22 protein-coding genes, 1 tRNA gene and 1 pseudogene are annotated in these 24,415 nt (G+C 64.7%); 11 read left to right on the top strand and 13 right to left on the bottom strand.

Features of this window, described 5'->3' with window-relative positions; all coding sequences use genetic code 11:
• Position 1: 1 nt before the first annotated feature.
• The gene (locus GN330_RS17950; protein WP_425487180.1) at positions 2-1,555 is read right to left on the bottom strand and encodes a benzoate-CoA ligase family protein; all 1,554 of its coding nucleotides are present in this window, start codon (positions 1,553-1,555) and stop codon (positions 2-4) included.
• 581 nt (positions 1,556-2,136) lie between these two features.
• Here GN330_RS17950 and GN330_RS17955 point away from each other — a divergent pair.
• The 6 genes from GN330_RS17955 (at position 2,137) to GN330_RS17980 (ending at position 10,100) form a co-directional block, all read left to right on the top strand.
• The gene (locus tag GN330_RS17955; RefSeq protein WP_156714092.1) at positions 2,137-3,030 is read left to right on the top strand and encodes a LysR substrate-binding domain-containing protein; all 894 of its coding nucleotides are present in this window, start codon (positions 2,137-2,139) and stop codon (positions 3,028-3,030) included.
• A 201-nt stretch (positions 3,031-3,231) separates the two neighbouring features.
• Positions 3,232-5,055 carry an ATP-binding protein gene (locus GN330_RS24140; protein ID WP_197435225.1) on the top strand — a complete coding sequence of 608 codons (1,824 nt, stop codon included), beginning with the start codon at positions 3,232-3,234 and terminating at the stop codon, positions 5,053-5,055.
• On the top strand, positions 5,052-6,392 hold the full coding sequence (locus tag GN330_RS17965; protein WP_343040848.1) for a sigma-54-dependent transcriptional regulator: 1,341 nt from the start codon (positions 5,052-5,054) through the stop codon (positions 6,390-6,392). Before GN330_RS24140 ends, GN330_RS17965 begins: the two co-directional genes overlap by 4 nt.
• Positions 6,393-6,681: 289 nt before the next feature.
• A complete protein-coding gene (locus GN330_RS17970) occupies positions 6,682-7,683 on the top strand; it encodes a DctP family TRAP transporter solute-binding subunit (protein ID WP_156714094.1) in 1,002 nt (333 codons plus the stop codon).
• Between the two features lie 96 nt (positions 7,684-7,779).
• Entirely contained in the window at positions 7,780-8,475 is a 696-nt protein-coding gene (locus GN330_RS17975; protein WP_156714095.1) for a TRAP transporter small permease, read from the top strand.
• Positions 8,476-8,480: 5 nt separating this feature from the next.
• Positions 8,481-10,100, top strand: coding sequence for a TRAP transporter large permease (locus GN330_RS17980; RefSeq protein ID WP_156714096.1), 1,620 nt, complete (start codon positions 8,481-8,483; stop codon positions 10,098-10,100).
• Positions 10,101-10,161: 61 nt separating this feature from the next.
• Here GN330_RS17980 and GN330_RS17985 read toward each other — a convergent pair whose 3' ends face one another.
• The 8 genes from GN330_RS17985 to GN330_RS18020 all read right to left on the bottom strand — a co-directional run bounded on the left by GN330_RS17985 (position 10,162) and on the right by GN330_RS18020 (position 15,711).
• Complete coding sequence (locus tag GN330_RS17985) at positions 10,162-10,641, bottom strand: TspO/MBR family protein (protein WP_156714097.1); 480 nt, start codon at positions 10,639-10,641, stop codon at positions 10,162-10,164.
• 79 nt (positions 10,642-10,720) lie between these two features.
• Positions 10,721-11,122, bottom strand: coding sequence for a DUF3307 domain-containing protein (locus tag GN330_RS17990; RefSeq protein ID WP_246188742.1), 402 nt, complete (start codon positions 11,120-11,122; stop codon positions 10,721-10,723).
• 249 nt (positions 11,123-11,371) lie between these two features.
• Positions 11,372-12,613 (bottom strand): MFS transporter, encoded by a 1,242-nt coding sequence (locus GN330_RS17995; protein WP_343040851.1) that lies wholly within the window; start codon positions 12,611-12,613, stop codon positions 11,372-11,374.
• 214 nt (positions 12,614-12,827) lie between these two features.
• Entirely contained in the window at positions 12,828-13,190 is a 363-nt protein-coding gene (locus GN330_RS18000) for an ArsR/SmtB family transcription factor (protein WP_156714098.1), read from the bottom strand.
• Between the two features lie 76 nt (positions 13,191-13,266).
• Positions 13,267-13,689, bottom strand: coding sequence for an arsenate reductase (glutaredoxin) (gene arsC, locus GN330_RS18005; RefSeq protein ID WP_156714099.1), 423 nt, complete (start codon positions 13,687-13,689; stop codon positions 13,267-13,269).
• 15 nt (positions 13,690-13,704) lie between these two features.
• Positions 13,705-14,796, bottom strand: a complete 1,092-nt coding sequence (gene arsB / locus GN330_RS18010) for an ACR3 family arsenite efflux transporter (RefSeq protein ID WP_156714100.1) — start codon at positions 14,794-14,796, stop codon at positions 13,705-13,707.
• A gap of 28 nt (positions 14,797-14,824) precedes the next feature.
• Positions 14,825-15,334, bottom strand: coding sequence for an arsenate reductase ArsC (locus GN330_RS18015; RefSeq protein WP_156714101.1), 510 nt, complete (start codon positions 15,332-15,334; stop codon positions 14,825-14,827).
• Positions 15,331-15,711: an ArsR/SmtB family transcription factor gene (locus tag GN330_RS18020; RefSeq protein WP_156714102.1), complete on the bottom strand. Its 381-nt coding sequence runs from the start codon at positions 15,709-15,711 to the stop codon at positions 15,331-15,333. The genes GN330_RS18015 and GN330_RS18020 overlap by 4 nt, the downstream gene beginning before the upstream one ends.
• Before the next feature lie 427 nt (positions 15,712-16,138).
• Here GN330_RS18020 and GN330_RS18025 point away from each other — a divergent pair, with 427 nt between their 5' ends.
• Positions 16,139-17,164, top strand: coding sequence for a PAS domain S-box protein (locus GN330_RS18025; RefSeq protein WP_156714103.1), 1,026 nt, complete (start codon positions 16,139-16,141; stop codon positions 17,162-17,164).
• Between the two features lie 313 nt (positions 17,165-17,477).
• Here GN330_RS18025 and GN330_RS18030 read toward each other — a convergent pair whose 3' ends face one another.
• The 3 genes from GN330_RS18030 to GN330_RS18040 form a co-directional block, all read right to left on the bottom strand.
• Entirely contained in the window at positions 17,478-18,839 is a 1,362-nt protein-coding gene (locus GN330_RS18030) for an amidase (protein WP_156714104.1), read from the bottom strand.
• A gap of 40 nt (positions 18,840-18,879) precedes the next feature.
• The gene (locus GN330_RS18035) at positions 18,880-19,044 is read right to left on the bottom strand and encodes a hypothetical protein (protein ID WP_156714105.1); all 165 of its coding nucleotides are present in this window, start codon (positions 19,042-19,044) and stop codon (positions 18,880-18,882) included.
• Between the two features lie 85 nt (positions 19,045-19,129).
• Positions 19,130-19,205: transfer RNA gene (locus GN330_RS18040), tRNA-Ile, on the bottom strand.
• Positions 19,206-19,319: 114 nt separating this feature from the next.
• Here GN330_RS18040 and GN330_RS18045 point away from each other — a divergent pair.
• On the top strand, positions 19,320-20,030 hold the full coding sequence (locus GN330_RS18045) for an SIMPL domain-containing protein (RefSeq protein ID WP_156714106.1): 711 nt from the start codon (positions 19,320-19,322) through the stop codon (positions 20,028-20,030).
• Between the two features lie 71 nt (positions 20,031-20,101).
• Here the strand turns inward: GN330_RS18045 and GN330_RS18050 are convergent, their stop codons facing one another.
• Positions 20,102-21,313 (bottom strand): ABC transporter substrate-binding protein, encoded by a 1,212-nt coding sequence (locus tag GN330_RS18050; protein ID WP_156714107.1) that lies wholly within the window; start codon positions 21,311-21,313, stop codon positions 20,102-20,104.
• A gap of 296 nt (positions 21,314-21,609) precedes the next feature.
• On the opposite strand from GN330_RS18050, the gene GN330_RS18055 reads away from it, so the two are divergent.
• The 3 genes and pseudogenes from GN330_RS18055 to GN330_RS18065 all read left to right on the top strand — a co-directional run bounded on the left by GN330_RS18055 (position 21,610) and on the right by GN330_RS18065 (position 24,406).
• Positions 21,610-22,596: a metal ABC transporter solute-binding protein, Zn/Mn family gene (locus GN330_RS18055; RefSeq protein ID WP_156714108.1), complete on the top strand. Its 987-nt coding sequence runs from the start codon at positions 21,610-21,612 to the stop codon at positions 22,594-22,596.
• 87 nt (positions 22,597-22,683) lie between these two features.
• On the top strand, positions 22,684-23,886 hold the full coding sequence (locus GN330_RS18060; RefSeq protein ID WP_156714109.1) for a metallochaperone AztD: 1,203 nt from the start codon (positions 22,684-22,686) through the stop codon (positions 23,884-23,886).
• Positions 23,887-23,897: 11 nt separating this feature from the next.
• Positions 23,898-24,406 (top strand): annotated as a pseudogene (locus tag GN330_RS18065) (GTP-binding protein).
• The last annotated feature ends 9 nt before the right edge of the window (positions 24,407-24,415 follow it).

The raw sequence follows: 24,415 nt of genomic DNA on the forward strand, positions 1-24,415 counted from the left end.
ATCAGGCCACTCCCTGTCTGAGTTTGAAACGCTGGATCTTGCCGGTCGCCGTCTTCGGCAGGTCGGGCACGAAATCGATCCGGCGCGGATATTTCCAGGCGCCGACCTTGGCCTTCACATGGTCCTTGAGCGCCTGTTCCAGCCCGTCGCCGGCGGCCTCGCCCTTCAAAACGACGAAGGCGCGCGGCTTTTCCAGCCCCGTCTCGTCACGGTCGGCCACCACCGCCGCCTCGAGCACGTCGGGATGGGTCACCAGCGCCTGCTCGACCTCGAACGGCGACACCCAGATGCCCGAGACCTTGAACATGTCGTCGGTGCGCCCGCAATAAACGAAGCGGCCCTCGGCGGTGCGCTCGTATTTGTCGCCGGTGCGCGTCCAGCGCCCCTCGAAGGTCGAGCGGCTCTTCTCGCGCTGGTTCCAATAATTCTCCGCCGCCGAGGGACCGTCGACCAGAAGCTCGCCGACCTCGCCGACGCCGACCTCGCCGCCGGTCTCGTCGACCAGCCGCAATGCGTAGCCCGGCACGGCCACGCCCGAGGTGCCGTAGACGATGTCGCCGGGTGCGTTCGACAGGAAGATGTGCAGCATCTCGGTCGAGCCGACCCCGTCAATAATGTCGACGCCGGTCGCCGCCTTCCAGCCATTGCCGATCTCGGCCGGCAGCGCCTCGCCGGCCGACACGCAAAGCCGGAGCCTGTCCATCCCGTCCGGCCGCGCCCCGCCGGCGGCGGCCACCATGGCGGCGTAAAGCGTCGGCACGCCGCAAAAGACCGTCGGTCTGATCTGGGCGGTGGCGGCGAACATGTCGTCCGGCGTCGGCCGCCCCTTGAAGAGCGCCGCCGTCGCGCCGGCCGCCATCGGAAACGTCATCGCGTTGCCGAGCCCGTAGGCGAAGAACAGCTTGGCCGCCGACAACACGACATCGTCCGCCTGCATGCCGAGAATTTTTGCGCCGAACGTATCGGCGGTCGCCTTCAGGCTGCCGTGCAGATGGCGAACCCCTTTCGGCCGGCCGGTCGAGCCCGACGAATAAAGCCAGAAGGCGCATTCGTCCGCGCTCGCCTCGACCGTGCCGCCGTCCCGGCTCGTGGCGAGTTCGGCGGCGAAATCCGCATGCCCGTCCACCGCGCCGCCGACGACGAACACCGTGGCGAGATCCGGCAGCCGGCCGAGGATCGGCGCGACCACCGGCAAGAGCTCGCGCGACACGAACAGCGCCTTGGCGCGGCTGTCGGCCAGGATGATCTCGTAATAATCGGCCGAAAGCAGCGTGTTGAGCGGCACCGGCACGACGCCGGCCTTCAGCGCGCCCCAGAAGATGATCGGGAACTCGACCTGGTCGAGCACGATCATCGCAGCCCGATCCTCGCGCCGCACCCCGTGCCGCGCAAACAGATCGGCCATGCGGCCGGCCTCCCGCGACAGCCCGGCATAAGTTAGCCGCCGTCCGTCCTGCCCGCATTCGACGAAGGCGACGCCGTCGCCGCGCCCCGCCGCGACATGCCGGTCGATGAAATAGGCGGCGGCGTTGCCGTTCTCCTGGCCCAAAACCATGCCCTCCCGAATGCGATTTTGGATCCGCTTCGGCCATGGTCAGGCGGCGGATTTGTGCGATATGATGCACAAACGCACTCGAGAGTGCAAGCGCCCTTCTGCGTGTCTATGTGGCTAAGGCAAATGTCCAGGCTGTGTTTCGTCGATTTTCCGATGTATCTCAGTTGGTTGGGTTATGCCGGCGGAGATTTCTGCATTATATTGCATATATAGGTGCGATAACACCCTATTCCGACCTCGCCGCTCAGATCACGTCCGGCCAATCCGGGTTTTGCGCCCGCCGCCCGCGCGGATCGTTGCCGTCCGCGAACCCCATGTCGCGCTTGAGATGATCGGGAAGCAAACGCGGGTCGAGGCGGTTTCGACGGGAACCGGGACGCAGGCGGACGATGTGAGCGGCAAGTCGCATGAGCCAGAAACGGCCGCGGGGCGCGAAAAGCCGGGGAAGATGATCTGCGGTAGCCATGGCTAGGCTCCTTCCTTATGATCGACGATTGATGCGTCGATGACATAACTGGCTCGAAAAGCCTTGCTTTTCCAATCAAACGGCAATCGGGATACATAAGGGAGTTTCATGCATCATGGCCACACAGCTCCCTCCGCTGGCTGCGATCCGTGCGTTCGAGGCCGTCGCCCGGCACGGCAGCTTCACCCGCGCGGCCGGCGAGCTCGGCATGACCCAGTCAGCCGTCAGCTACCAGATCAAGGTTCTGGAGGAGCGGGTCGGAACACCGCTTTTCGTGCGCCGCCCGCGCCGGATCGCGCTCACCGAGATCGGCCGCCGACTGGCGCCGGCGGTCAGCGAGGCCTTCGAACATATCGCGGCCGCATGGCAGGAAGCGCGCCACGGCGCCCAGGGCACCCTGGTCATCAACACGCTGCAGACCTTCGCCACCGCGTGGCTCGCACGTCATGTCGGCTCATTCCAGCTTGCCCATCCCGGCATCGCAGTCCGCATCGAGACCGAGCAAAAGGTCATCGACTTCGCCCGCAACGAGGCCGACGTTGCCATCCGGGCCGGGTCGGGCGGCTGGCCGGGCCTGGTCGAGCACCAACTGATCGGCACCGATTTCTCGCCGATGTTGTCGCCTCGCCTGGCCGCCTCGGTCGGCGGATTGCGCGAGCCGGTCGACCTGCTGAAGCTGCCGATCGTATCGCCCAACGACCCCTGGTGGCCCGACTGGCTGGTGCGCGCCGGACTTGCCGCCGACGCGCTCGCAGGGCGGCCGCGGACCAGCCTGGGTTCGCAATCGGTGGAAGCGAGCGCGGCAATTGCCGGCCAGGGGGTGGCACTCCTGACCACGGCCTTCTACCGGCAGGAAATCGAGGCCGGCCTTCTGGTCCAGCCCTTCGACATCGTCGGCACGGAGGGCCAGCGATATTTCCTCGTTTATCCGGAGGCGCGGCGCAACGCGCCCAAGACACGGGCCTTCCGCGACTGGATCCTGCCGCTGTTCGACCAAAAAACCGCCTGAGGACGACCGGTCCGGACACCCGGCCTTGCTTGATCCAGATCATGGCGCCAGGGCAGCGACCGCGCCATCTCTGGCATGGGCAGGCGCGGCGGGCCAAAAAAGGCTGGACGCGCACCGATATTTTGCTCAAACCATGGCAAAATAAGCGCGCCGCCGCATCACCACAGCAAGTCTGCGGACAAGGCGCACAGGGAGGGGAATGTGGGTCCGGCCGAAATCCATGCCGGCGAAAGCCTTATTCGCGGGCGCTATGCGCGCATCGGCTTTGCAGTCCTGGCCGCGACGCTTTTATGTGGCGCGGTGCTGGCTTGGATTGCCTATGCCTTCGGCAGCGCCCAGGCGCGCCGCGCGGTCGAGGCGTCTGCCAGCGAGGCGCTGGCGCTGCAAGCCGAAACCCTGACGGGCGTGCTGGAAAAATACCGCCTGCTGCCGCCTCTGCTGGCGCGGCGCGACGACATCATGGCCCTGTTCGCCCGGCCGAACGAAGGCGAGGCGCGCAAGGCGGCCCGCGACGTCGCCTTCGAGATCGCCGGCTATTCCGGCGCCAAAGATGTCGCCTTCGCCGACGCGACCGGACGCATCTTCGCCTCGGCGCGCGGCATATTCGACAATTCGCGCCTCAACGAAAACGCCCTGCTCGACGCCGCGCGACAGGGCCGTCTCGGGCGCGAAACCCGGTCGGACGACAATGAACGCGCCTACGTGTTCGCCGCGTCCGTCCGGCGCGGCGGCGCGCTGGTCGGGGTGATCGCGGTCTATGTGCGTATCGACCGGATCGAGCAGACCTGGTCGCTTTCGGCCAATCCCATCGCCGTGGCCGATGCCGGCGGCCTTGTCTTCATCTCCAACCGCCCGCAATGGAACCAGCGCCGCCTGTTCGGCCCGGCGGGCGGCGACGCGGTTCTGAGCGGCGATCCAGACGGAGACGGCGTGGTCGCCGAAACCGGCGAACCCGGCCTCGGCTACATCCCCGCCCGGCGTGACCTGCCCTTGATGGGCTGGACCCTGCATGTGCTGGCCGACCGCGCGCCGGTGGTGGCCGCCGGACGCACGGCCGGTCTGGTCGTCGTGCTGGCGGCCCTGCTCGCCGGCAGCCTCTCCTTCTTCCTCGTCAAGCGCCGCGAGGCGTTCGCGCTGCGCCAGGCGCGCGCGGAGGCCGAAGCGCATCGGCTCGAACATCTGGTCCAGGAGCGCACCGCCGACCTGACCCAGGCCAACGCGGCCCTTGCCCACGAGGTCAGGGAACGCACCGAGGCCGAAGCGCAATTACGCAAGGCCCAGAACGAGGTGATCCAGGCCGCCAAGCTCGCCGCGCTCGGGCAGATGTCGGCCACCCTCAGCCATGAATACAACCAGCCGCTGGCCGCCATTCGCACCTATGCCGACAATGCGACCGCCTTTCTGCAACGTGGCCGCGCGGAAGCCGCGAGCGAGGCGCTCGCACGCATTTCCGGTCTCGTCGACCGCATGTCGGAACTGTCGCGCACGCTCTTGTCCTTCGCCCGCAAGCCGGGCACCGAAATCGGCGATGTCGCCCTCGCCCCGGTGCTGGAGGAGGCGTTGATGCTTATCGGGCCGAGGGCGCGCAGCGCCGGTATCGAGATCCGGCGTGAGAGCATTCCGCAGGACCTCGTGGTGCGCGGCGGCAAGCTGCGCCTCACCCAAGTGGTAGTCAACCTGCTCAACAATGCGCTCGATGCGCTCTCCGGTATCGGCTCGCAGGGCCGGTCCGACACGCCCCTGGTCACGATTGGCGCACGCCGCGCCGGCGCCCGCGTCGCGCTGACGGTGGAAGACAATGGCCCCGGCATTCCCGATGCGCTGCGCGAGCAGGTGTTCGAGCCGTTTTTCTCCACCAAAGGGGTTGGAGAAGGCGTCGGCATCGGCCTGTCCATCGTCTACAATATCGTGCGCGAATTCGGTGGCGCGGTGCGCATCTCCAGCACCCCCGGCGGCGGCGCACGCTTCACCGTGCTTTTGTCCGCCGCCGCATCGGCCCCACAAACGCTGGCCAAGGCCTCGTGAGCGATGCCCGCATCCTGCTCGTCGACGACGACGATGATCTGCGCCCGGCGCTCGTCCAGGGTTTCGAGATCGAGGATCTCGCCGTCATCGCCTATCGCAGCGCCGAGGACGCGCTGCCCGACATCAGCCGCGAGCTCTATGGCTGCATCGTTACCGACATCCGCATGGCCGGCATGGACGGCATGGATTTCATGCGCCGCTGCCTGGAAATCGACCCGGCGCTGCCGGTCGTGCTGATCACCGGCCACGGCGAGGTCGCGCTTGCGGTACAGGCGATGCGCGACGGCGCCTACGATTTCATCGAAAAACCCTTCCCTGTTCACCGCCTGACATCGGTGGTGCGCCGGGCCATCGAAAAGCGCCGCCTGGTGCTGGAAAACCGGGTCCTGCGCGAAACACTCGACGCCTCCGGCAATCTGGAAACGCGCCTGGTCGGCCGCAATCCGGCGATGCGACGCCTGCGCGAAGAGATCGCCGCGCTTGCCGGCACCGACGCCGACGTGCTCATTCTGGGCGAGACCGGCTCCGGCAAGGAGGTCGTGGCGCGTGCCCTGCACGATTTCGGCGACCGCTCGCAGGCCAATTTCGTCGCCATTAATTGCGGCGCGCTGCCGAAGGACATTTTCGAAAGCGAGTTGTTCGGCCACGAGGCCGGCGCCTTCACCGGCGCGCAGAAATTACGTATCGGCAAGCTGGAACACGCCGACGGCGGCACGGTCTTCCTCGACGAGATCGAATCGATGCCGCTCGACCTTCAGGTCAAGCTGTTGCGCGCCATCGAGCACCGCACCGTCGAACGCCTCGGCTCCAACCGCCCGATCCCGCTAAATGTCCGTTTCGTCGCGGCCAGCAAGGCCGACCTCAAGGCCGAGAGCGAGGCACGCCGGTTCCGCGCCGATTTGTTCTACCGGCTCAATGTGGCCGCGCTGAAAATCCCGCCCTTACGTGAGCGCGGCGACGATATCCCGCTGCTGTTCGCCCATCTGGCGCGCGAGGCACGCGCCCGCTACCGCCGCGACATGCCCGAAATGACCCCGGCGCTGGAGGCCGAGCTCACAGCCCATGACTGGCCAGGCAATGTCCGCGAATTGCGTAATATCGCCGATCGCTGGGTACTCGGGCTGTGGCGCGGCGTTTCGCCCGATGACCCTGCCCCGCCCGACGGTGCCAATGTGCTGGCCGACAGGGTCGCGGCTTTCGAACGCGCTGTCATCGAGGCCGAGTTGAAGCGCCACGGCGGACGCCAGAAGGAAACCTACGAGGCGCTCGGGATTTCGCGCAAAGGCCTTTACGACAAGATGAAGAAGCTCGGCCTCGGCGGTCGCGACGATGGGTAGATATCCACTCATGTCGCCTGCGCAATGTGTATTCGATGTAACACTCTTGTAGATGGGCGTTTGAACAGGCGCCTGCGAAAAGACGTCTAGACACCTGATTTTAAAGTATTTTTCGAAAAATTCGACCGCCGTACCGAAACTGGCACCGCTCTTGCTATCAAAAGAGCGAGCGGCGCGTCCGCTTAGACGGCGTGGATCGCCGCCGCGCTCCCGAGCGGAGCGCGAATGCTGCTGCAGCCGTGGATTTGAAAGCAGAACCGGGCCTGGGCCCACCAAGTGGAGGACGATCATGAAAAAACTTCTCGGCGCCGTATCGGCGCTCGCCATCGCGCTATTCGCCGGACAGGCAGTCGCATCCGAAGGCTGCGACGATGGCGAGATGGTCATCAAGTTCAGCCACGTCGTGGCGGCAACCGGTCATCCCAAGGGCGACGCGGCCACGCTTCTGGCCGACCGCGTAAACAAGGAGATGGACGGCAAGGCCTGCATGGAGGTGTTTGCCAACTCAACCCTGTTCGACGACGACAAGGTGATGGAGGCACTACTTCTCGGCGACGTCCAACTCGCCGCCCCCTCGCTTTCCAAATTCGAGGCCTACACGCTGAAATACCGGCTGTTCGACTTGCCCTTCATCTTCGCCGACCTGAAAGCCGTCGGCGCCTTTACCGGCAGCGAGGCCGGCAAGAACCTTCTCAAGGTGATGGAGGACCAGGGTTATACCGGGCTCGGCTACTGGATGTCGGGCATGAAATATTTCTCCGCCAAGAAGCCGCTCCTGGTGCCCAGCGACGCCAACGGGCTGAAATTCCGCGTCCAGACCTCCGACGTCGCGGTGGCGATGATCGAGGCGATGGGCGCTTCGGCGCAGAAACTGGCCTTCAAGGAGGTCTACGGCGCGCTGCAGACCGGCGTGGTCGACGGCCAGGAAAATTCCTGGTGCAACATCTACAAGCAGAAATTCTTCGAGGTTCAGGACGGCGTCTCGGAGACCAACCACCAGGCGCTGGCCTATCTGCTGGTGACCTCGACCGAATGGCTAAACGGTCTCGACGCCGACGTTCGCGACCAGTTCCTGGCGATCGCCGAGGATGTCACCAACGCCGCCAATGACGAAGTCGGCAAGAAGGAAGCCGACTGCCGCCAGGGCATTCTCGACGCCAAGGGCGAGATCCGCACCCTGACGCCCGAACAGCGGACCGAATGGGTCAAGACGATGAAGCCGGTCTGGGACAAGTTCGAGGGCGACATCGGAAAAGATCTGATCGACGCCGCCGCGGGCGCCGGCTCCTGATCAAGCCCAACACGGCACGGCCGGGCAATCCGGCCGTGCCGTTCCTGCCGCCAGCTCGAGCAGCCGGCAGGTTCCAAAACCGGGGGGAACCATCCGATGGCATTGTTGTGGCCAATCCTTGGCCTGATCGCGCTCGTCGCGATCCTTTTCGCGGCCGAGCGACGCTGGCCCGAGGCGATCACCCGGCTTGAAGAAAACTTCATCGCCGTGCTGATGGCCATCATCACCCTGGTCTCGTTTTTCCAGGTCGTCGCGCGCTACGGTTTCAACACCGGCTGGAGCGGCGCGCTGGAACTGACCCGCATCCTGTTTGCCTGGCTGATCCTGTTCGGCATGAGCTACGGCATCAAGCAGCACATGCATCTCGGCGTCGACGCCTTCATCCGCTTGCTGCCGAAACCCGCCTTCCGCGTCGTCGCCGTGTTCGGCGCGTTTTGCGCCTTCCTCTACGCCTTCATGCTCTTGCATGCCGGCTGGCTGGCCTGGTTCGGAGTCGACGTCAGCACCAATTGGCGCCAGACCGGCGCTATCGGCTACTGGAAGTTCATGTTCGATCGCGGCACCGGCCTCGACGATTTGCGCTGGCCGGAGCTGATCCAGTCGCTGTTCGGCACCCAGGAGCGGGTGCAGCGCTGGATCGCCTATCTGATGCTGCCGGTCGGGCTTTCGCTGCTCGCCTTTCGGTCGCTGGAAGCCATGATCGCCATTGTGCGCGGCGAGCGCGAACTGGTGATCGCCGGCCACGAGGCCGAGGAGCTCGTCTCCGAACACAAAGACATCCTGAAGGACTGAGAACCATGGAAGCCGCCATTCTGTTCGTTCTCGTCCTGGGTCTGCTTTTTCTCGGCGTGCCGGTCGCGGTGTCGCTGGGCCTTTCGTCGATCATCATCATCGCCTTTTTCTCCGCCGATTCGATGTCCTCGGTGGCGCTGCAGCTTTTCACCGCCTCGCAAAACTACACGCTGCTTGCGATTCCCTTCTTCATCCTCGCCTCCGCCTTCATGTCGACCGGCGGCGTGGCCAGGCGCATCATCCGTTTCGCGATCGCCACGGTCGGCCATTTCCGCGGCGGCCTGGCGATGGCGAGTGTCATGGCCTGCATGCTGTTCGCCGCGCTCTCCGGCTCCTCGCCGGCGACCGTGGTCGCCATCGGCACGATCGCCATCGCCGGCATGCGTCAGGTCGGCTACAGCAAGGACTTCGCCGCCGGCATCATTGCGAACGCCGGCACGCTCGGCATCCTGATCCCGCCCTCGATCGTCATGGTGGTCTATTCCGCCGCCACCGATGTGTCGGTCGGGCGCATGTTTCTGGCCGGCGTCGTGCCCGGCCTCGTCGCCGGGCTGATGCTGATGGCGGCGATCTACGTGCTGGCGCGCATCCGCAACCTGCCGGCCGAGGAGTGGAAGGGGTTCGGCGAAATTCTGGCCGGCGGCAAGGAAGCCGGCTGGGGCCTGTTCCTCATCATCATCATTCTGGGCGGCATCTATGGCGGCGTCTTCACGCCCACCGAGGCCGCCGCGGTCGCCGCCGTCTACGCCTTCTTCGTCGCGCTGTTCGTCTATCGCGACATGGGCCCGCTCAAGGGCGTGCGCTGGATCCAGGACACCGACAGCAAGCGCGCCCGCGTCGGCTTTTCCGCCCTCGTCTACGCGCTCGCCTTCTTCTTCGTGTTCATGATCCTGTCCTTCTTCGTCACCGCCGAATGGGAAGGCGTGACGGCAGGCGGCCGCGCGCTCGTCGGCCTGGTCCTGTCGCTCGCCATCATGGTCGCCTACGCGGTGTGGCGCGACCGCGAGTCCAACCCCTTCAACATTCCCGGCTACGTCGTCGCCGGCCTGCCGATCTGGGGCCGCAATGTCGCGCTGATGGGCCGCAACTTCTTGCGCATGTTCTTCAACGAGGACACGCGCAAGGTGATGACCGACGCGTCGAAGACGACGATTATGCTGATGTTCATCATCGTCAACGCGCTGCTGTTCGCGCACGTGCTGACCTCCGAGCGCATTCCCGACGCCATCACCGAACTGATGATCGGCTACGGCTTCAACTGGTTCACCTTCCTGATCGCGGTCAACCTTTTGCTGTTGCTCGGCGGCCAGTTCATGGAACCTTCCGGCCTGCTTCTGATCGTCGCGCCGGTCGTGTTTCCGATCGCCATGGAGCTCGGCGTCGACCCGGTCCATCTCGGCATCATCATGGTGGTCAACATGGAGATCGGCATGATTACCCCGCCGATCGGCCTCAACCTGTTCGTCACCTCCGGCATCACCGGCATGAGCCTGATCCAGGTGGTACGCGCCGCCGCCCCCTTCGTGGCGGTGCTGTTCGCCTTCCTGATCCTGGTCACCTATGTGCCGGTCTTGTCGACCTGGCTGCCCTACAGCCTGATGGGCCCGGAGATCGTGACGCGCTGAGCCGGCGATGGCGCGCCGGCGCCTGCCGGCTCGGCGAGCGACGCGATCTCTGCAACCGGCTTTAGTTGAGGATCGCGATCGACAGATTGAGGATGGCGGCGAAACCGACCCAGGCCGCGTAGGGCACGAACAGAGCGGCCGACAGGCGGTCGGCGCGCCAGCGGTTGATCACGAAGCCGACGACCAGCAGCGTCACGGCAACGATCACCACGAATGCCGGCCAGACGAGATGCAGCGCGAAGAAGACCGGCGACCAGAGCCAGTTCAGCGCCATCTGCCCATACCATAGCTTCATGGCGGTGCCGTCGTGCCCGGCGAGAAAGGTCCGCCAGCCGGCAATGGCGATCAGCGCATAGAGCGTGAACCAAGCGGGGCCGAAAATCCAGTTCGGGGGGTTGAACGGCGGTTTTTGCAGGCCCGCATACCACGCGCCTGGCGCCGTTGCGTAGCCGATCAGAGCGCCGACGCCGATGACGACGGCCAAAAAAGCGGCCAGGAGCAAGAGCGAATGGCCGCTGCGATAATCGACTTTCGAAACCATGGTCATGCTCCAGCAACGCAAACGGCGCCATCTGGTTTCCGTGGCCGGCATGCCCGCGGCGGTCGGGCGCCGGGCGCTGTCAGACCACTGACATCACCGCCAGCCGCAGCGCCGCCGCCGTCATCGCCAGATAGGTCATGTGGTGCAGGAACTGGTCGAAGCCGTGCATGGCCCAGAAGGCGGCCGTATCGGGACCTTTGCAGCTTTTCATGCCGTGGCGCGCCTTGGCGTGGTCGATCAGGAAATGCACGGCAAACTCGGCCGCCATGAAGACGAGCAGCAGCGGCAGGCCAAGCCCGGCCAGGACCAGAGCCGGCACCGAGCCGAGCGCGTGCACGCCGGCGTGGCAATAACCGCCCGGCTGGTCGAAATGCCCCTTGGCGCGGATGACCCAGCGCGGCTGCAGCAGATAGTCGGCGATGAAATGCTTGGCCTGCAGGCACGCAAGCACGCCGAACGCCAGCATCAATTCGTCGGCCAAATACAGCCTCCCCACAGGCACGACCGGACACCTCGCCCGACGCCGGTATCGACCATGCCCTTACACCACACTAGAACATGACGGCGGCTCAAGGAAACACCGCCGGTCCTGCGTCAAACCGCCTCCGCCGGCGCTGGTTTGCGACCCCAGTCTCGCTATCAAAGCCGACCTTGCCAAGAGGCAGCGCGCGAAGGCGTCGGTGCGTCAATGTCGCAGGCCGCGCGCGGCGGCGCTCCAACGGGCCCCGGATCACGACGACATCCGGCGCCTGCGCGAAAACAACGCCGCCGCCCAGAAGCTTGCCGCCAGTACCAACGTGCCGGCGATCACCGCCAGCATGACGCGATCATAATCGCCGTCGCGCGCCCACAGCGCTGCCGCGGCCAGCGGCGCCAGCGCCTGCACGAGATGCATGGGAGCCGTCAGCGCGCCGTTGATCGCGCCGTAAGCGTTGCGGTCGACCATCTCGGGAACCGCCAGCCCGCGTACGATCGTCAACACGCCATTGGCTGCCCCGTAGAAGAGCGCGACCGGCGCCAGCAGCCAGAATTCGGCCGGTGCGAAAGCGAAGCCGGCCGCCGCGAACGGGAACGCCAGCACCGCGACCGACCCGATCCGGCGCACGGGCGCCTCGGCCATGAAAAACCACACCAACACCCGCCCCGCTACCTGGGCCGGCCCGATCACCGCGATCACGCCGACGACGGCGGCCGGCGCAAGTCCTTTTTCGAGCAGGATCGGGTAGAGATGGAAGGTCAATATCGAAAACGCCGCCGCGTAGGCGACCAGCGCCAGGACCAGCGCCCAAAACACCGGTCTGCCGGCGGCCACGACCACGGCGCGGCGTCCCGTAACGGTCGGACGGTCGGCGGCGCCGGCAACGGCCTGATCCCTGGCCGGATCGATGGCGAAGACATAAAGTGGCGCGCATATCAAGATATTGACCAGGCCGAGCCCGATCAGCGCACCGCGCCAGCCCACCTGATCGAGCAGGAACTGGATCAGAGGCACGAAGACGGTGCTTGCGAACCCGCCCCACAGGGTCAGCGCGGTGATGCCGCGCCGCGCGCCGCTCGCCCCGGCGCGCCGGGCGATCACCGCGAAGGCGGGTTCGTAAAGAGTGGCCGCATGCAGGCCGCCGATCGCGGCGAAGATCAGGTAGAAGCCGTACAGGCTTTGGACGCGCGACCACATGATCAGCAAAAGGCCGGCCGCCAGCGCGGCCGTCGCCATCACGACGCGCCCGCGCCCGCGATCGATCGCCGCACCGACCGGGTAAGCGGCGAGACTGGCCGCGATCAGGCCGATCGTGACGGCAAGATAAAGATCCGGCTTGGCCCATCCGAGGTCCCGCCGCATCGCCTCCGCGATCAACGGAAAGGAATAATAAAGCGACCCCCAGGAGCATATCTGCGCAATACCGAGCGCGGTGATCATCGCGAGCAAGGTCGGAGCAGAGGGCGCATAGCCGCGCCCGGGAACAGCGTTCACGCCGCCGTGCCGCAACAGGTTGTGTTTTGGGTTGCCTTTTCGTCCGGTCGCGCCGCGCCTTCGCTGCAGCCGCACCCGTCGCTCCCCTGCGCTTTGGCCTCGGCGTCCTTGGCACAGCAGGCCTCCACCTCCGCTGGCGCCGGCCCGCCGCAGCAGCCGGATTGCCCTTCGACCCCGGTCGTATGCTCGCCGCGCGACGCTGTCGGCTTGGGTTTCAGCATCCTTTGATCCTTCCTTGCGATGCGCCATCTGCAGCCGGCAACGCAGTGGCACCGCTCACCGGCCGGCAGTTGGCGTCGGCACAACACTCGTCCGCGAGATAGCCGATCAGAGCCTGCATATGCGGATAACTGGCGCGACAGATCAGGGTCGTCGCCTGCCGCTCCCGTTCCACCAGTTCGGTGTCCACCAACCGCCTGAGATGGTGCGACAGGGTCGAGGCCGGGATGGCGAGTTTTTCCTGAACATGGCCGACCGCTAGGCCCGCCGTGCCGGCGCGCACCAGCACACGATAGAGTTCGAGCCGGGTGGTATTGCCCAGCGCCTCGAGTTGCCGCGCGGCTTGTTCGATTTTCATCGAAATAGCATGGCGACCGCGCCGCCGCGGGTCAAGCCTATTTCGAGTATCATCGAATTATAGGGGGGGGCTGCGATCAGGCGGCGCTCTTACCGCCGCTACCGATCACCACCTCGCCATCCTCCTTGACGAAGGAGGCGATCTGCACATTCGGCAGTAGTGCGAACACGCGTTCAAACGGGCGGCAGAGCGCCGTGCCCTTCGGGCTTTCCACGATCGGCCGATTGATCAGGATCGGATGCGCGATCATGGCATCGATCAGCGCATCGTCGCTCCAGGCGCCCTCGCCCAGGCCGAGTTCGTGATGAGGCGCGGCCTTGTCGCGCAGGATAGCGCGCGGCGTCACGCCCATCGCCTCAATCAGCGCGACCAGTTTCTCGCGCGTGGGCGGGGTCTTGAGATATTCGATCACGACCGGCTCGACGCCTGCCTCGCGGATCGCGGCGAGTGTCTTGCGCGAGGTGCCGCAGGCCGGATTGTGGTAGATGGTGATCGTCATGCGTGTCTCGTTCTTCTATTGGGAATCGGGTGCTTGTGGAAACCAGTGTCGGGTGCGGTTGGCGAAGGCGACCAGCGACAGCATCACCGGAACCTCGACCAAAACGCCGACCACCGTGGCAAGGGCGGCGCCCGAATTCAAGCCGAACAGGCTGATGGCGACGGCCACGGCCAGCTCGAAGAAATTGGATGTGCCGATCAGCGCGCAGGGGGCGGCGACGTTGAACGGCACTTTCCACGCCTTTGCCGCCGCATAGGTGAGAAAGAAGATGCCGTAGGACTGGATCAGCAGCGGGACGGCGATCAGCACGATGAGAACTGGCCGGGCAACGATCACATGACCCTGGAAACCGAACAACAACACCACCGTGACCAAAAGACCGATCACCGACACGGGTTTCAGCGACGCCGTGAAACGGGCTACGGCCTCCTGCGCCGCCTTGCCTTCGGCGCGCCTGGTGAGCCAATGGCGCGTCAGCGCGCCGGCGATGAGCGGGATGACAACGTAGAGGCCAGTGGCCAACAGCAACGTCTCCCACGGCACGGCGATGTCGGTGACGCCGAGCAGCAGCGCGACGATCGGCGCGAAGGCGAAGATCATCACCACGTCGTTGAGCGAAACCTGCACCAGCGTGTAGGTGGCGTCGCCGCGCGTGAGCTGGCTCCACACGAATACCATCGCCGTACATGGCGCGGCACCCAACAGGATCAGGCCGGCAATATATTGCTGCGCATCGGCCGGCTCGATCCAGGGCGCGAAGACGTGCTCGAAAAACAGCACGCCGAGCGCGGCCATGGTGAAGGGCTTGACCAGCCAGTTGACCGCCAGCGTCAGCACCAGGCCCTTCGGCCGGTCGCCGATATGGCTGAGACTGGAAAAATCGACATTGACCATCATCGGGAAGACCATCGCCCAGATCAGCACGGCGACGACGAGGTTGACGGAGGCATATTCGAGACCGGCGAGCAGGCCGAACAGGCCCGGTACCAGATTGCCGAGCGCGATGCCGGCGACGATGCACAGCGCCACCCATAAAGACAGATATTTTTCGAAAAAGCCGATGCCGCCGGCAGAAGGCGCGGCACTCCTAAAAATTTGGTCTGTCATGAGATTGTCCTGAAGGGTTCGGTCGGGATCATCCGGCCTTGGCGATATCGCCACCGATGGCGTCGAGCCGCTTTTGCAGCGTCATCTGGTCGATCGAGGCGAGCGGCAGGCTGGTGAAGACGGCGATGCGGTTCGACAACATCCGGTAGGCATCGGCGAAGGCGAGGTGCTTTTCGGCCTCCGTCCCCTCAACCGCGGCCGGATCGGGCACGCCCCAGTGCGCCGACATTGGCTGGCCGGGCCAGATCGGACAGCTTTCAGCCGCCGCACTGTCGCAGACGGTGAAGACGAAATCCAATGCCGGCGCCTCGGGTCCGGAAAACTCTTCCCAGCTCTTGGAGCGCGCGAATCCGGTATCGTGGTTCATCGCCGTAAGCAGTCGCAGCGTGGCGGGGTGAACCGCGCCTTTTGGCTGCGAGCCGGCCGAAAATCCTCTGAAGCGCCCGTTTCCGATGCGATTGATGATCGCCTCGGCAAGGATCGAACGGGCGGAATTGCCCGTGCACAGAAAAAGTACGTTGTAGACCCGTTCGCTCATGTCGGCCCTTTCCACGCATCGTGATCGGTTGATTGGTGTTCGTCCTGCCGCAAGCAGGTCGCCGCCGCGATCGCGGGCCGGCACAGGCCCGGCGCGCCGTTGCAGCAATCCTCCATCAGGAAGGCGAGCAGGTCGCGAAAGCCGGTCATGTCGGCGGCGTAGCACACGCTGCGGCCCTCGCGCCGCGCGGCGATAAGCCCGGCCCGGTCGAGCACTTTCAAATGCGCCGACATGGTGTTTTGCACCGTCGACAGGCGCGCCGCGATCTCACCGGCCGCAAGTCCGTCTGGGCCGGCGCGCACCAAAAGGCGAAACACATCCAGCCGGGTCTCCTGGCCAAGCGCGGCCAGGGCGTCGAGAGCGGTTATCTTATCCATATTTCCAGAAATCCGGATATTTAGACCAGCCGCCGTTTAACCTTTGCCACGGCCGCACGCAAGATAAAAATCAAAGGTCGACACAGGGGTTTGCGGGTGGGCGATTACCGCACCTTGGCCATCCCGGTGAACGACAAGCGGCGCCTTGCGCGATCCGGCCCGAGCGACTTGCGCGCGGCCCGCGCCGGCACTGCGGAGCTTGAGCCCGCAGCCATCGCACCGTGGAGTATAGCCCGGTCTCGAATTGTCTAACTTCCCCCAGATGCCTTCAGGCAATCCTTGGCCGGTGCTTCTTGGCCTGGGAACGGACTGGCGACCGGGCACCGACGGAATCGCTGCCGCGTCCGCAATGCGGGTCGGCGCGTGACACAAGGCAGTTCCGCTCCGGCAGATTCGGTATAAGCTGCCGCCGAACAAGGTAAATGGCATGAGTACGATGGAATACCCGATCAGTCTGCAGCAGCACCTCGCAGCAATCGTCGAGGATTCCAACGACGCGATCATCACCAAAAACCTGGACAGCATCATACAGAGCTGGAATCGCAGCGCTGAACGCCTGTTCGGCTATACCGCCGAGGAAGCGATCGGCCAGCCGATCACGATCCTCTTCCCCGAGGGCCGGCAGGGTGAAGAGGCTGATATTATCGGCAGGATACGCCGCGGTGAACGCATCACGCATTACGAGACCACCCGCCGGAGAAAGGACGGAAACCTCTTACCGATCTCCCTGACCATCTCCCCTGTCCGCGATGCCAGCGGCCGCATCGTCGGTGCCTCAAAGATCGCGCGTGACATCACCTTGCAACACGAAGCGGAAGAACAGCAGCGCTTGCTGTTGTCGGAAATGCGTCATCGGGTCGGAAACTGCTTCGCCGTCGCAAGCGGCCTGCTGAGTATATGCGCCCGGCAAGCAGACACGACCGAGGAACTTGTGCAGATGGTGAAGGAGCGCTTTGCAGCGCTGTCGGTCGCGCATTCTCTCGCCGTGCATGACCCGAAGCAAACGCACACGCAAACCTCGAATACGCGCCTGTCCGAACTACTTCTGTCTATTTTGGAGCCATTCGTCGGAACGAAACGGCCGCGTATTGAAGTCGAGGATTGTCCGGTTGTGGATGCGGCAATCACGCCGTTCGCGCTCGTGTTCTACGAACTTTGCACAAATGCACTGAAATATGGCGCGCTTTCCCAGCCGGAAGGCGAACTCGCCGTCAGCACCGAGCGACACCACGATCGGCTGCGGATTATCTGGGCGGAAACCTGCAGGCTTGAGTGCGAGGATCAAGCCAAGCCTCGCCTAGGTTTCGGCACGCGGATGAGCCAGACCACGATCGCCAGCTATCTCGATGGATCGTTCGAGCGGACATTCGCGCCAACCGGCATGCGGGCCGTGATCGATCTGAGTCTGGAAAAGGTCACGGGACAACGCCTGACCACAACAATTTCGGAATGAAGCCATGCCCGGGCGAAGTCGAACGCGACCTTGGCCTTGAACTCGGCCGTAAACCGTCTGCGTGTCTTCATGCTGGATCGTCCTTCTCAACGGTCGATCCACCGTATGCCCCCTGTCTCAGAAACCGGCACCACCTCACTGACGTGCACGCCGTCACAGCCGCAATCGTTCGAAACAGAAATTCCCCGCAAACCGGTGCGCCAAATGCCGCGTCAGCGCCTTCTTTCAATCCTCAAGATATCCACCTCGAAAAGTCTGCCAAAATAGTGCGAGAATGAACAATTCTACGACATCGATGGATGTAACGAACAATTCAGTTGCGAATCGCTTCCTCCGCGGCAAGCGCCACCGCCAACAGGTGATCGTCTGTATGCGGCAGGCCCGATAACAGGCACCCGACCGGCATCCCGGCGGCGCCCGTCGTACCACAGGGAATGGAAACACCACACCAATCGAGGAAATTGCCGATCTGCGTGTTACGTAACGCTTTCGCGTTGGCAGCGAAGAAGCTCGCATCATCGGCCAGAAGGCCCTCTATCTTCGGCGCGACATGAGGCAATGTCGGCGAAACGAGTATTTCGCCGGGTGCGACGGAGCGAGCCATTTCCGCGATCATGCGCTCGCGCGTCTGGAGGATATGGACGTAGTCCGGTACGGTGATCTTCTGGCCGGCCAATATCCGCGAAACGACACGCGGATCGATGTTCCGGGCATTTTCGCCGTGTAGCCGCTCGTGATGAAACGCATAGGCTTCTGCCGTGACGAGAGCCCCCTTCTCGGCAATGAGTTCGAATAGCTGGGAAAAAATCGGAAAAGCCTGACGACGGATGCGGACTCCGGCATTGGTAAGTTTCTCAAGTGCCGCCTCGAAGGCGGTAGCGACACCATCCTCAATGCCGTCGAAGAACACTGTTTCCGGCACGACGAGGGATTGTCCCTCCAGCCCTCCCCGAACTACCTCCGAACGGGTGCAGCCGCGCATGGCTGCGTCGACCCATACGGCGTCCTGAACGGTTCGGCACAACGGGCCGAGGGAATCGAGGCTCTTTGCCAGCGGAAAGACGCCGCCCATGCCATAGCGCCCTCGCGTCGCCTTGTAGCCGACAATTCCGTTGAAAGCGGCGGGGATACGGATGGAGCCGCCGGTGTCCGTGCCGATCGCAACGGGCACGAGACCGGCCGCCACCGCCACGCCCGAGCCAGAGGACGAGCCGCCGGGAACGCGCGGGGCATCGGTTGCTGCGGGGTTCTTCGGCGTGCCGTAATGCGGGTTGATGCCGATACCGGAAAAGGCGAATTCACTCATATTGGTCCGGCCGACGGCAATCATGCCGGCCTGTTTGAGGGCTGCGACGGCAGCGGCATCGGCTGTCGCGGGCCGGCTCTTCGCCAGCACCTTCGACCCGGCGGTGGTCGCCATCCCCTGCATATCAAAGAGATCCTTCCAGGCAACGGGTATACCGTCGAGGACGCCGATCGAGCGACCTTCGGCAAGCCGCTTAGCAGATATTTCAGCCTCGGCCATTGCCCTTTCCGGCGTCGGCCGGATGAAGATGGATTGATCCGCATGGGAGCGGATGGCGTCAAGCGTTTCCTCGGCGAGCGCACGCGGATCAAGCGCTCCCGTCTGTAGAAGAACTGAAAGTTGCGCAATCGACTTGCCAAGATTACCCAAATTCTTACCCTATTTTCTTCGATGAATTTCTGAACTGTATTCAGCGTCGGGCGAGATAGCTGTCCTCATTCATCGTGGTGTTCTCACACCGCGATTGAATTAACTCTTTGCCAGTGGAGCCTGCGCCGCGACGGATGCGGATGCCGCCGTCCAGATCGGACAGGCACTCTTTGCTGGAAAACGGGCGCAAGCCATCGAGCGACATCGACAACCCTCATCGCGCACGAGGTTGTCACCCATGTCTTAGGTACAGACTGTTACCCATGTCTCCGGGCCGTACAAGTATGATTTGGTGGGCCCGGAGGGACTCGAACCCCCAACCAAGCGGTTATGAGCCGCCGGCTCTAACCATTGAGCTACAGGCCCCACCGGCTGCGTGACTTAGTGGCTTTTTGACCTCCGCACAAGCAGGTGCCGCAATCCACCCACATTCGCCCCCTAGCGCTTGCGGCGGGAGAGATTTCAACCGGAGTGAACTGAATGATCCGCACCGTCCTGCCGCTGGCCGCCGCCCTGTCGCTTTCCGCCCTGCCCGCAATCGCCGCCGACCAGCCCTCTCCGCGCATCCAGGTGTCCGGCGAAGGCGAGGCGGCGCTGAAGCCCGATCTCGCGGTCCTGACCCTGTCGGTGATGCGCGAGGCCGACAGCGCGCGTGAAGCGATGAGCGCCGCAAACCAGGCGATGGAGGCCGTGATCGCGGCGATGAAGGAGGCCGGCATCGCCGCCCGCGACCTGCAGACCGCCGGCCTGCAGATCAACCCGCGTTATGAAGCGAAAAAACACGACGACGGCAGCCAGACCTCCGAGATCGCCGCCTATCAGGTCGCCAACACGCTGACGGTGCGCGTGCGCGACATCGCCGCCGTCGGCGCGGTGCTCGACCAGGCCGTCACGCTCGGCGTCAACCAGGGTGGCGGCATCCTGTTCGGCAACGAGGACCCTTCCTCCGCCCTGACGCAGGCGCGCACGGCCGCCGTCAAGGACGCGATCGCCAAGGCGGGAACGCTGGCCGCGGCCGCCGGCGTCGAACTCGGTCCGATCGTCGAGATTTCCGAACAGGCCTATAATCCGCGCCCGATGCCCTATATGGCGCGGGCCGAAATGGCTGCCGGCGCGGCCCCGGTCGAAGCCGGCGAGAATGCCTACCGCGTCCAGGTCAACGTCACCTTCGGCATCGACGCGCAGCAATAGGCCGCCGGCTCGTGAACGAACCAAGGCCCGGCGCGCACGCCGGGCCCTTCATAACGGTTAATTCTCCGGACCTATTCGACCTGGCCGACTTCCTTGAAGACCGCGCCTTCCACGACCGTCTTCACGATCACGCCCGGCACGTCGCCATTGTCGTCGAACTCATGGCTGCCGGAGGCGCCCTCGTAGTTGATGTCGGCGCCCTCGGCGAGCAGCTTCTTGGCTTTTTCCCACTCACCCGGCAGGATCACCTCGCCCGGAGCGCTGGCGACGTCGCGCAGCGCCTGGCTCAGCCCCTCGCGGCCGCCATTGCCGTTCTTCTCGATGGCAAGTGCGATCAGGAACGCGGCGTCGTAACCTTGCGGCACGAAGGTGCCTGTGGGGGGCACGCCGGCGTCCTCGGCGAGTGTGTTGAAAATGGCCGTGCCGTCGGTCTGGCTGCTGCCGGGGCGGGTGGCGATCATGCCCTGCAGCGGAGCCTCGCCGACGGCGGGAACGAGCGTGGCGCTGATCATGCCGTCGCCGCCGGCGAACTTGGAAAAGTCGCCGCCTTCGATCGCCTGGCGGATGATCGTCTGGCCGGAACCGTCGGCATAGGCCAGCACGACCAGCATACCGGCGCCGGAGCCGGCGAGCTGGCCGATCTCGGCGCGGTAGTCCGCCTTGCCGTCCTCATGGGCCACATTGGCCGCAACCGAACCGCCCTGCTCGGCGAACGCGGCCGCCAGCGCATCGGCGAAGCCCTTGCCGTAATCGTTGTTGACATAGGTGATCGCGATGTTGTCGGCGCCGTCGGCGCGCAACGTCTTGGCGAGCATCTGGCCCTGATAGGCGTCTGACGGCGCGGTGCGGAAGACGAGGTCGTTGTCGTCCAGGGTGGTCAGCGCCGGCGAGGTGGCGGCCGGCGAGATCAGAAGCACGCCGCCAGGTATCGCGGCGGTGTTGGCGGCCGCGATGGTCGCGCCCGAGCAGAGCGGACCGACGAGCGCGGTCACATTCTCAGAATTGACCATGCGGTCGGCGGCGCCGGAGGCGGCCGTCGTGTCGGCGCAGGTCGAGTCGCCCTGCACGAGGTTGAGCTTGCCGTCGAGTATGCCGCCCTGGGCATTGACCTGGTCGACGGCGAGCTTGACGCCGTTGAAGATCGGCGGCGTCAGGCTTTCGATCGGCCCGGTAAAGCCGCCGAGAAAGCCGATCTTGACGTCCTCGGCGCTGGCGGGCGCGGCCATCGCCAGCGCCAGGCCGGCGACAGACGCAGCCATGACATTACGGAATGCGGATCTCATGAAAAATCTCCCTGTTTGTCCGTCTCTTGGCGTCCGCTTGGCGGACCAGACGCTCCGCGCGTCGGACATGCACGGTAGCCGTGCGCCGATATTGGAATTGCATTAGCACTTTGTAAAGCCGGGCTCGACCGTTGGACGACACGAATCCGAACGCAGCGGCGCTTGGCGATACCATCGATCTAGCTGTAATAACATTACGTCTCGTCTTGACGAATGTAATAACATCACGTACCCCTCACGGCGATCGGCGCCGGTCCTGGCGACGAAGAAAAATTTGTTTCGCGAAGGAGTAAACGATGCGCCCCTTGACCCAGGCCGCCCTTGCCGGACTTGCTTTTGCCGTTCTCGCGCCGACCGCGCAGGCCGGCGCCGAACCGCTCGAGGTGGTCGCGAGCTTTTCGATCATCGGCGATTTCGCCGGCGCAGTCGGCGGCGATCGCATCCGCCTGACCACATTGGTCGGCCCGAATGGCGACGCTCATGTCTATGAGCCGCGCCCGGCCGATGCCGCGGCGACGGCCAGGGCGCGCGTCGTGCTGGTCAACGGCCTGCGTTTCGAGGGGTTTCTCGACCGACTGATCGAGGCCAGCGGCACCACCGCCACCGTGGTCGAGGTGTCGAAGGGAGCGCATATCCTGCCCGCGAACGGCAAGGCAGACGATCATCACGCGGATGAGGACAAGGCCGAGGAGCACCATCATGACGGGTCCGGTGATGATGACGGCCACGCTCACGCCGGACACGATCACGGCGCCTACGACCCACACGCCTGGCAGTCCGTCGACAATGCCGAGCGCTATATCAGAAACATCGCCGAGGCGTTCTGCCTGACCGACCGCGACGGCTGCGCGGCCTATCAGGAAAACGCCGCCGCCTACATCGAGCAACTCGAGGAGCTCGACGCCGAGATCAAGAGCGCGATCGCCGGGCTTGCCAAGGACAGGCGCACCATCATCACCTCGCATGACGCGTTCGGTTATTTCGAGCACGAATACGGCCTGCACTTCCTGGCGCCGAAAGGCCTGTCGACGGAAGCCGATGCGTCGGCCGCCGATATCGCCGCGCTGATCCGGCAGGTGCGTGAGGAACGCGCGGCTGCGATTTTTGTCGAAAACATCACCAATCCGCGACTGGTCGAGCAGATCTCGGCCGAAACCGGGCTGAAGCCGGGCGGCGCGCTCTATTCGGACGCGCTGTCGGACCAGGATGGCCCGGCCGCGACCTATCTCGACATGATGCGTCACAACCTGACCACCATCACCAGCGCCATCGCCGGCAGCTAACGCGCCCTCCTGACGTGAAAAGCCGGTTTGCGCCGGCTTTTTCACGCGGTTTATTCGTAATGTTATAACATATAAGACTGCTCCGACATGACTGTCCGTTTCCACCGTCCCATGATCCTGGCATGCGCCATCGCCTTGTCGGGCTACCCGGCCTGCGCCGAACAGATCGAAGCCTGGCGGGTTTTCGTCGCCGACCATTCCGAGCCGGTCGTGCGCGCATTCGACCTGCGCGAAGGTAAGGAAGTCGACCGGTTCGCGCTCGCCGGCGCGGCGCGGCTCCATCGTTCGCAAAGCGGGCGCGTAGTCTATGCCGTGCAGCGCGATGCCAACCGTGTCCAGATGATCGGCACCGGCATTGCGCTCGGCGACCATGGCGATCACGGCGACATCACGATCGAAGCGCCGGCGCTGCTCGATGCCATCCTCGCCGGGCGAAAGCCGGTACATCTGGTCGAGCGCGACGGCACGGTCGCCGCGTTTTTCGACGACGAAGGCATTGCCCGGCTGGTGTCCGAACATGCCGCGCTCGAGGGAACCGAAGAACCGCGCGACATCGCCAGCAGCGCGCCACATCACGGCGTGGCGATCCCTTTCGGCGTCCATCTGCTTGTGACGCGCCCCCACCCGAGCGACCCTGGCGCCCTACCCGTCGGCCTCGACCTTTTCGGTCCGGACGGCGCACCGACCGGCGATCACGCACCGTGTCCCGACCTGCATGGCGAGGCGCAATCCGGCAACCTCGTCGCCGTCGCCTGCGCCACCGGGCTGCTGGTCGTCGCTCCGGGCCCGGAGCGGCCGGATATCCGCCACCTGCCCTATGCGACCGGGCTGCCTGAGGGCAAGACGACCAAACTGGTCGGCGGCAAGGGGTTGCGCTATTTCCTCGGCAATTTTGCCGCCCGCACCCTGGTGCTGATCGACCCGACCCAGGCGGAGGAAAGTTTTCGCCCGGTCGAACTTCCGACCCGCGTCGTCGACTTTGCCACCCATCCCGCAAAACCGCGTTTTGCGCTCGCCTTCACCGAGGACGGTTACCTGCACCGGATCGACGTCATTGCCGGCCAGATCGACCGGTCGGTGCGGCTCACCGCGCCTTACAGCATGGACGGGCACTGGAGCGACCCGCGACCGCGCATCGCCGTGGCGGGCCCGCTCATCGTGGTCAGCGATCCTCTGGCCGGCCACCTGCACGTCGTCGACACAGAAACGTTCGAGCCGACAGGTGCGATCGCGGTGGAGGGCGAGCCGTTTTCGCTCGTCGCCGTCGGCGGCGCCGGTGAAACGCACTGAGGATGCGCGACATGCCAAGCGTAAATCCGAAACGGCGCCTGCCGACCACCGTGCTGTCGGGCTTTCTGGGAGCCGGAAAGACGACACTGCTCAACCATGTGCTCTACAATCGCGAGGGGCGCCGGGTTACTGTCATCGTCAACGATATGAGCGAGATCAATATCGACGCGGCCCTTTTGCGCGACGGCGGCGCCAACCTGTCGCGCACCCAGGAACAGCTCGTCGAAATGACCAATGGCTGCATCTGCTGCACCCTGCGCGACGACCTGCTGGATGCGGTCGCTGGTGGGCGCCCGTACCACGGCAAAACTGGCCCGACGATACCGGATGGCGGGTCGCCATGGCGCCTTATCTCGATTCCGTCTGGGGCGACCGGCGCCAGGAAATGGTTTTCATCGGCTGCGACCCGATAGACCAAACCCGGCTGAGTGCCGAACTCGATTCCTGTCTTGTCGAGGCGCCGGATTTTGCGCCGCAACGATGGAGATCGATGCCCGGCCCGTTTCCGTCATGGTCGTGACCACGAACC

The organism is Nitratireductor arenosus, assembly GCF_009742725.1.
Lineage (GTDB): Bacteria > Pseudomonadota > Alphaproteobacteria > Rhizobiales > Rhizobiaceae > Mangrovimarina > Mangrovimarina arenosa.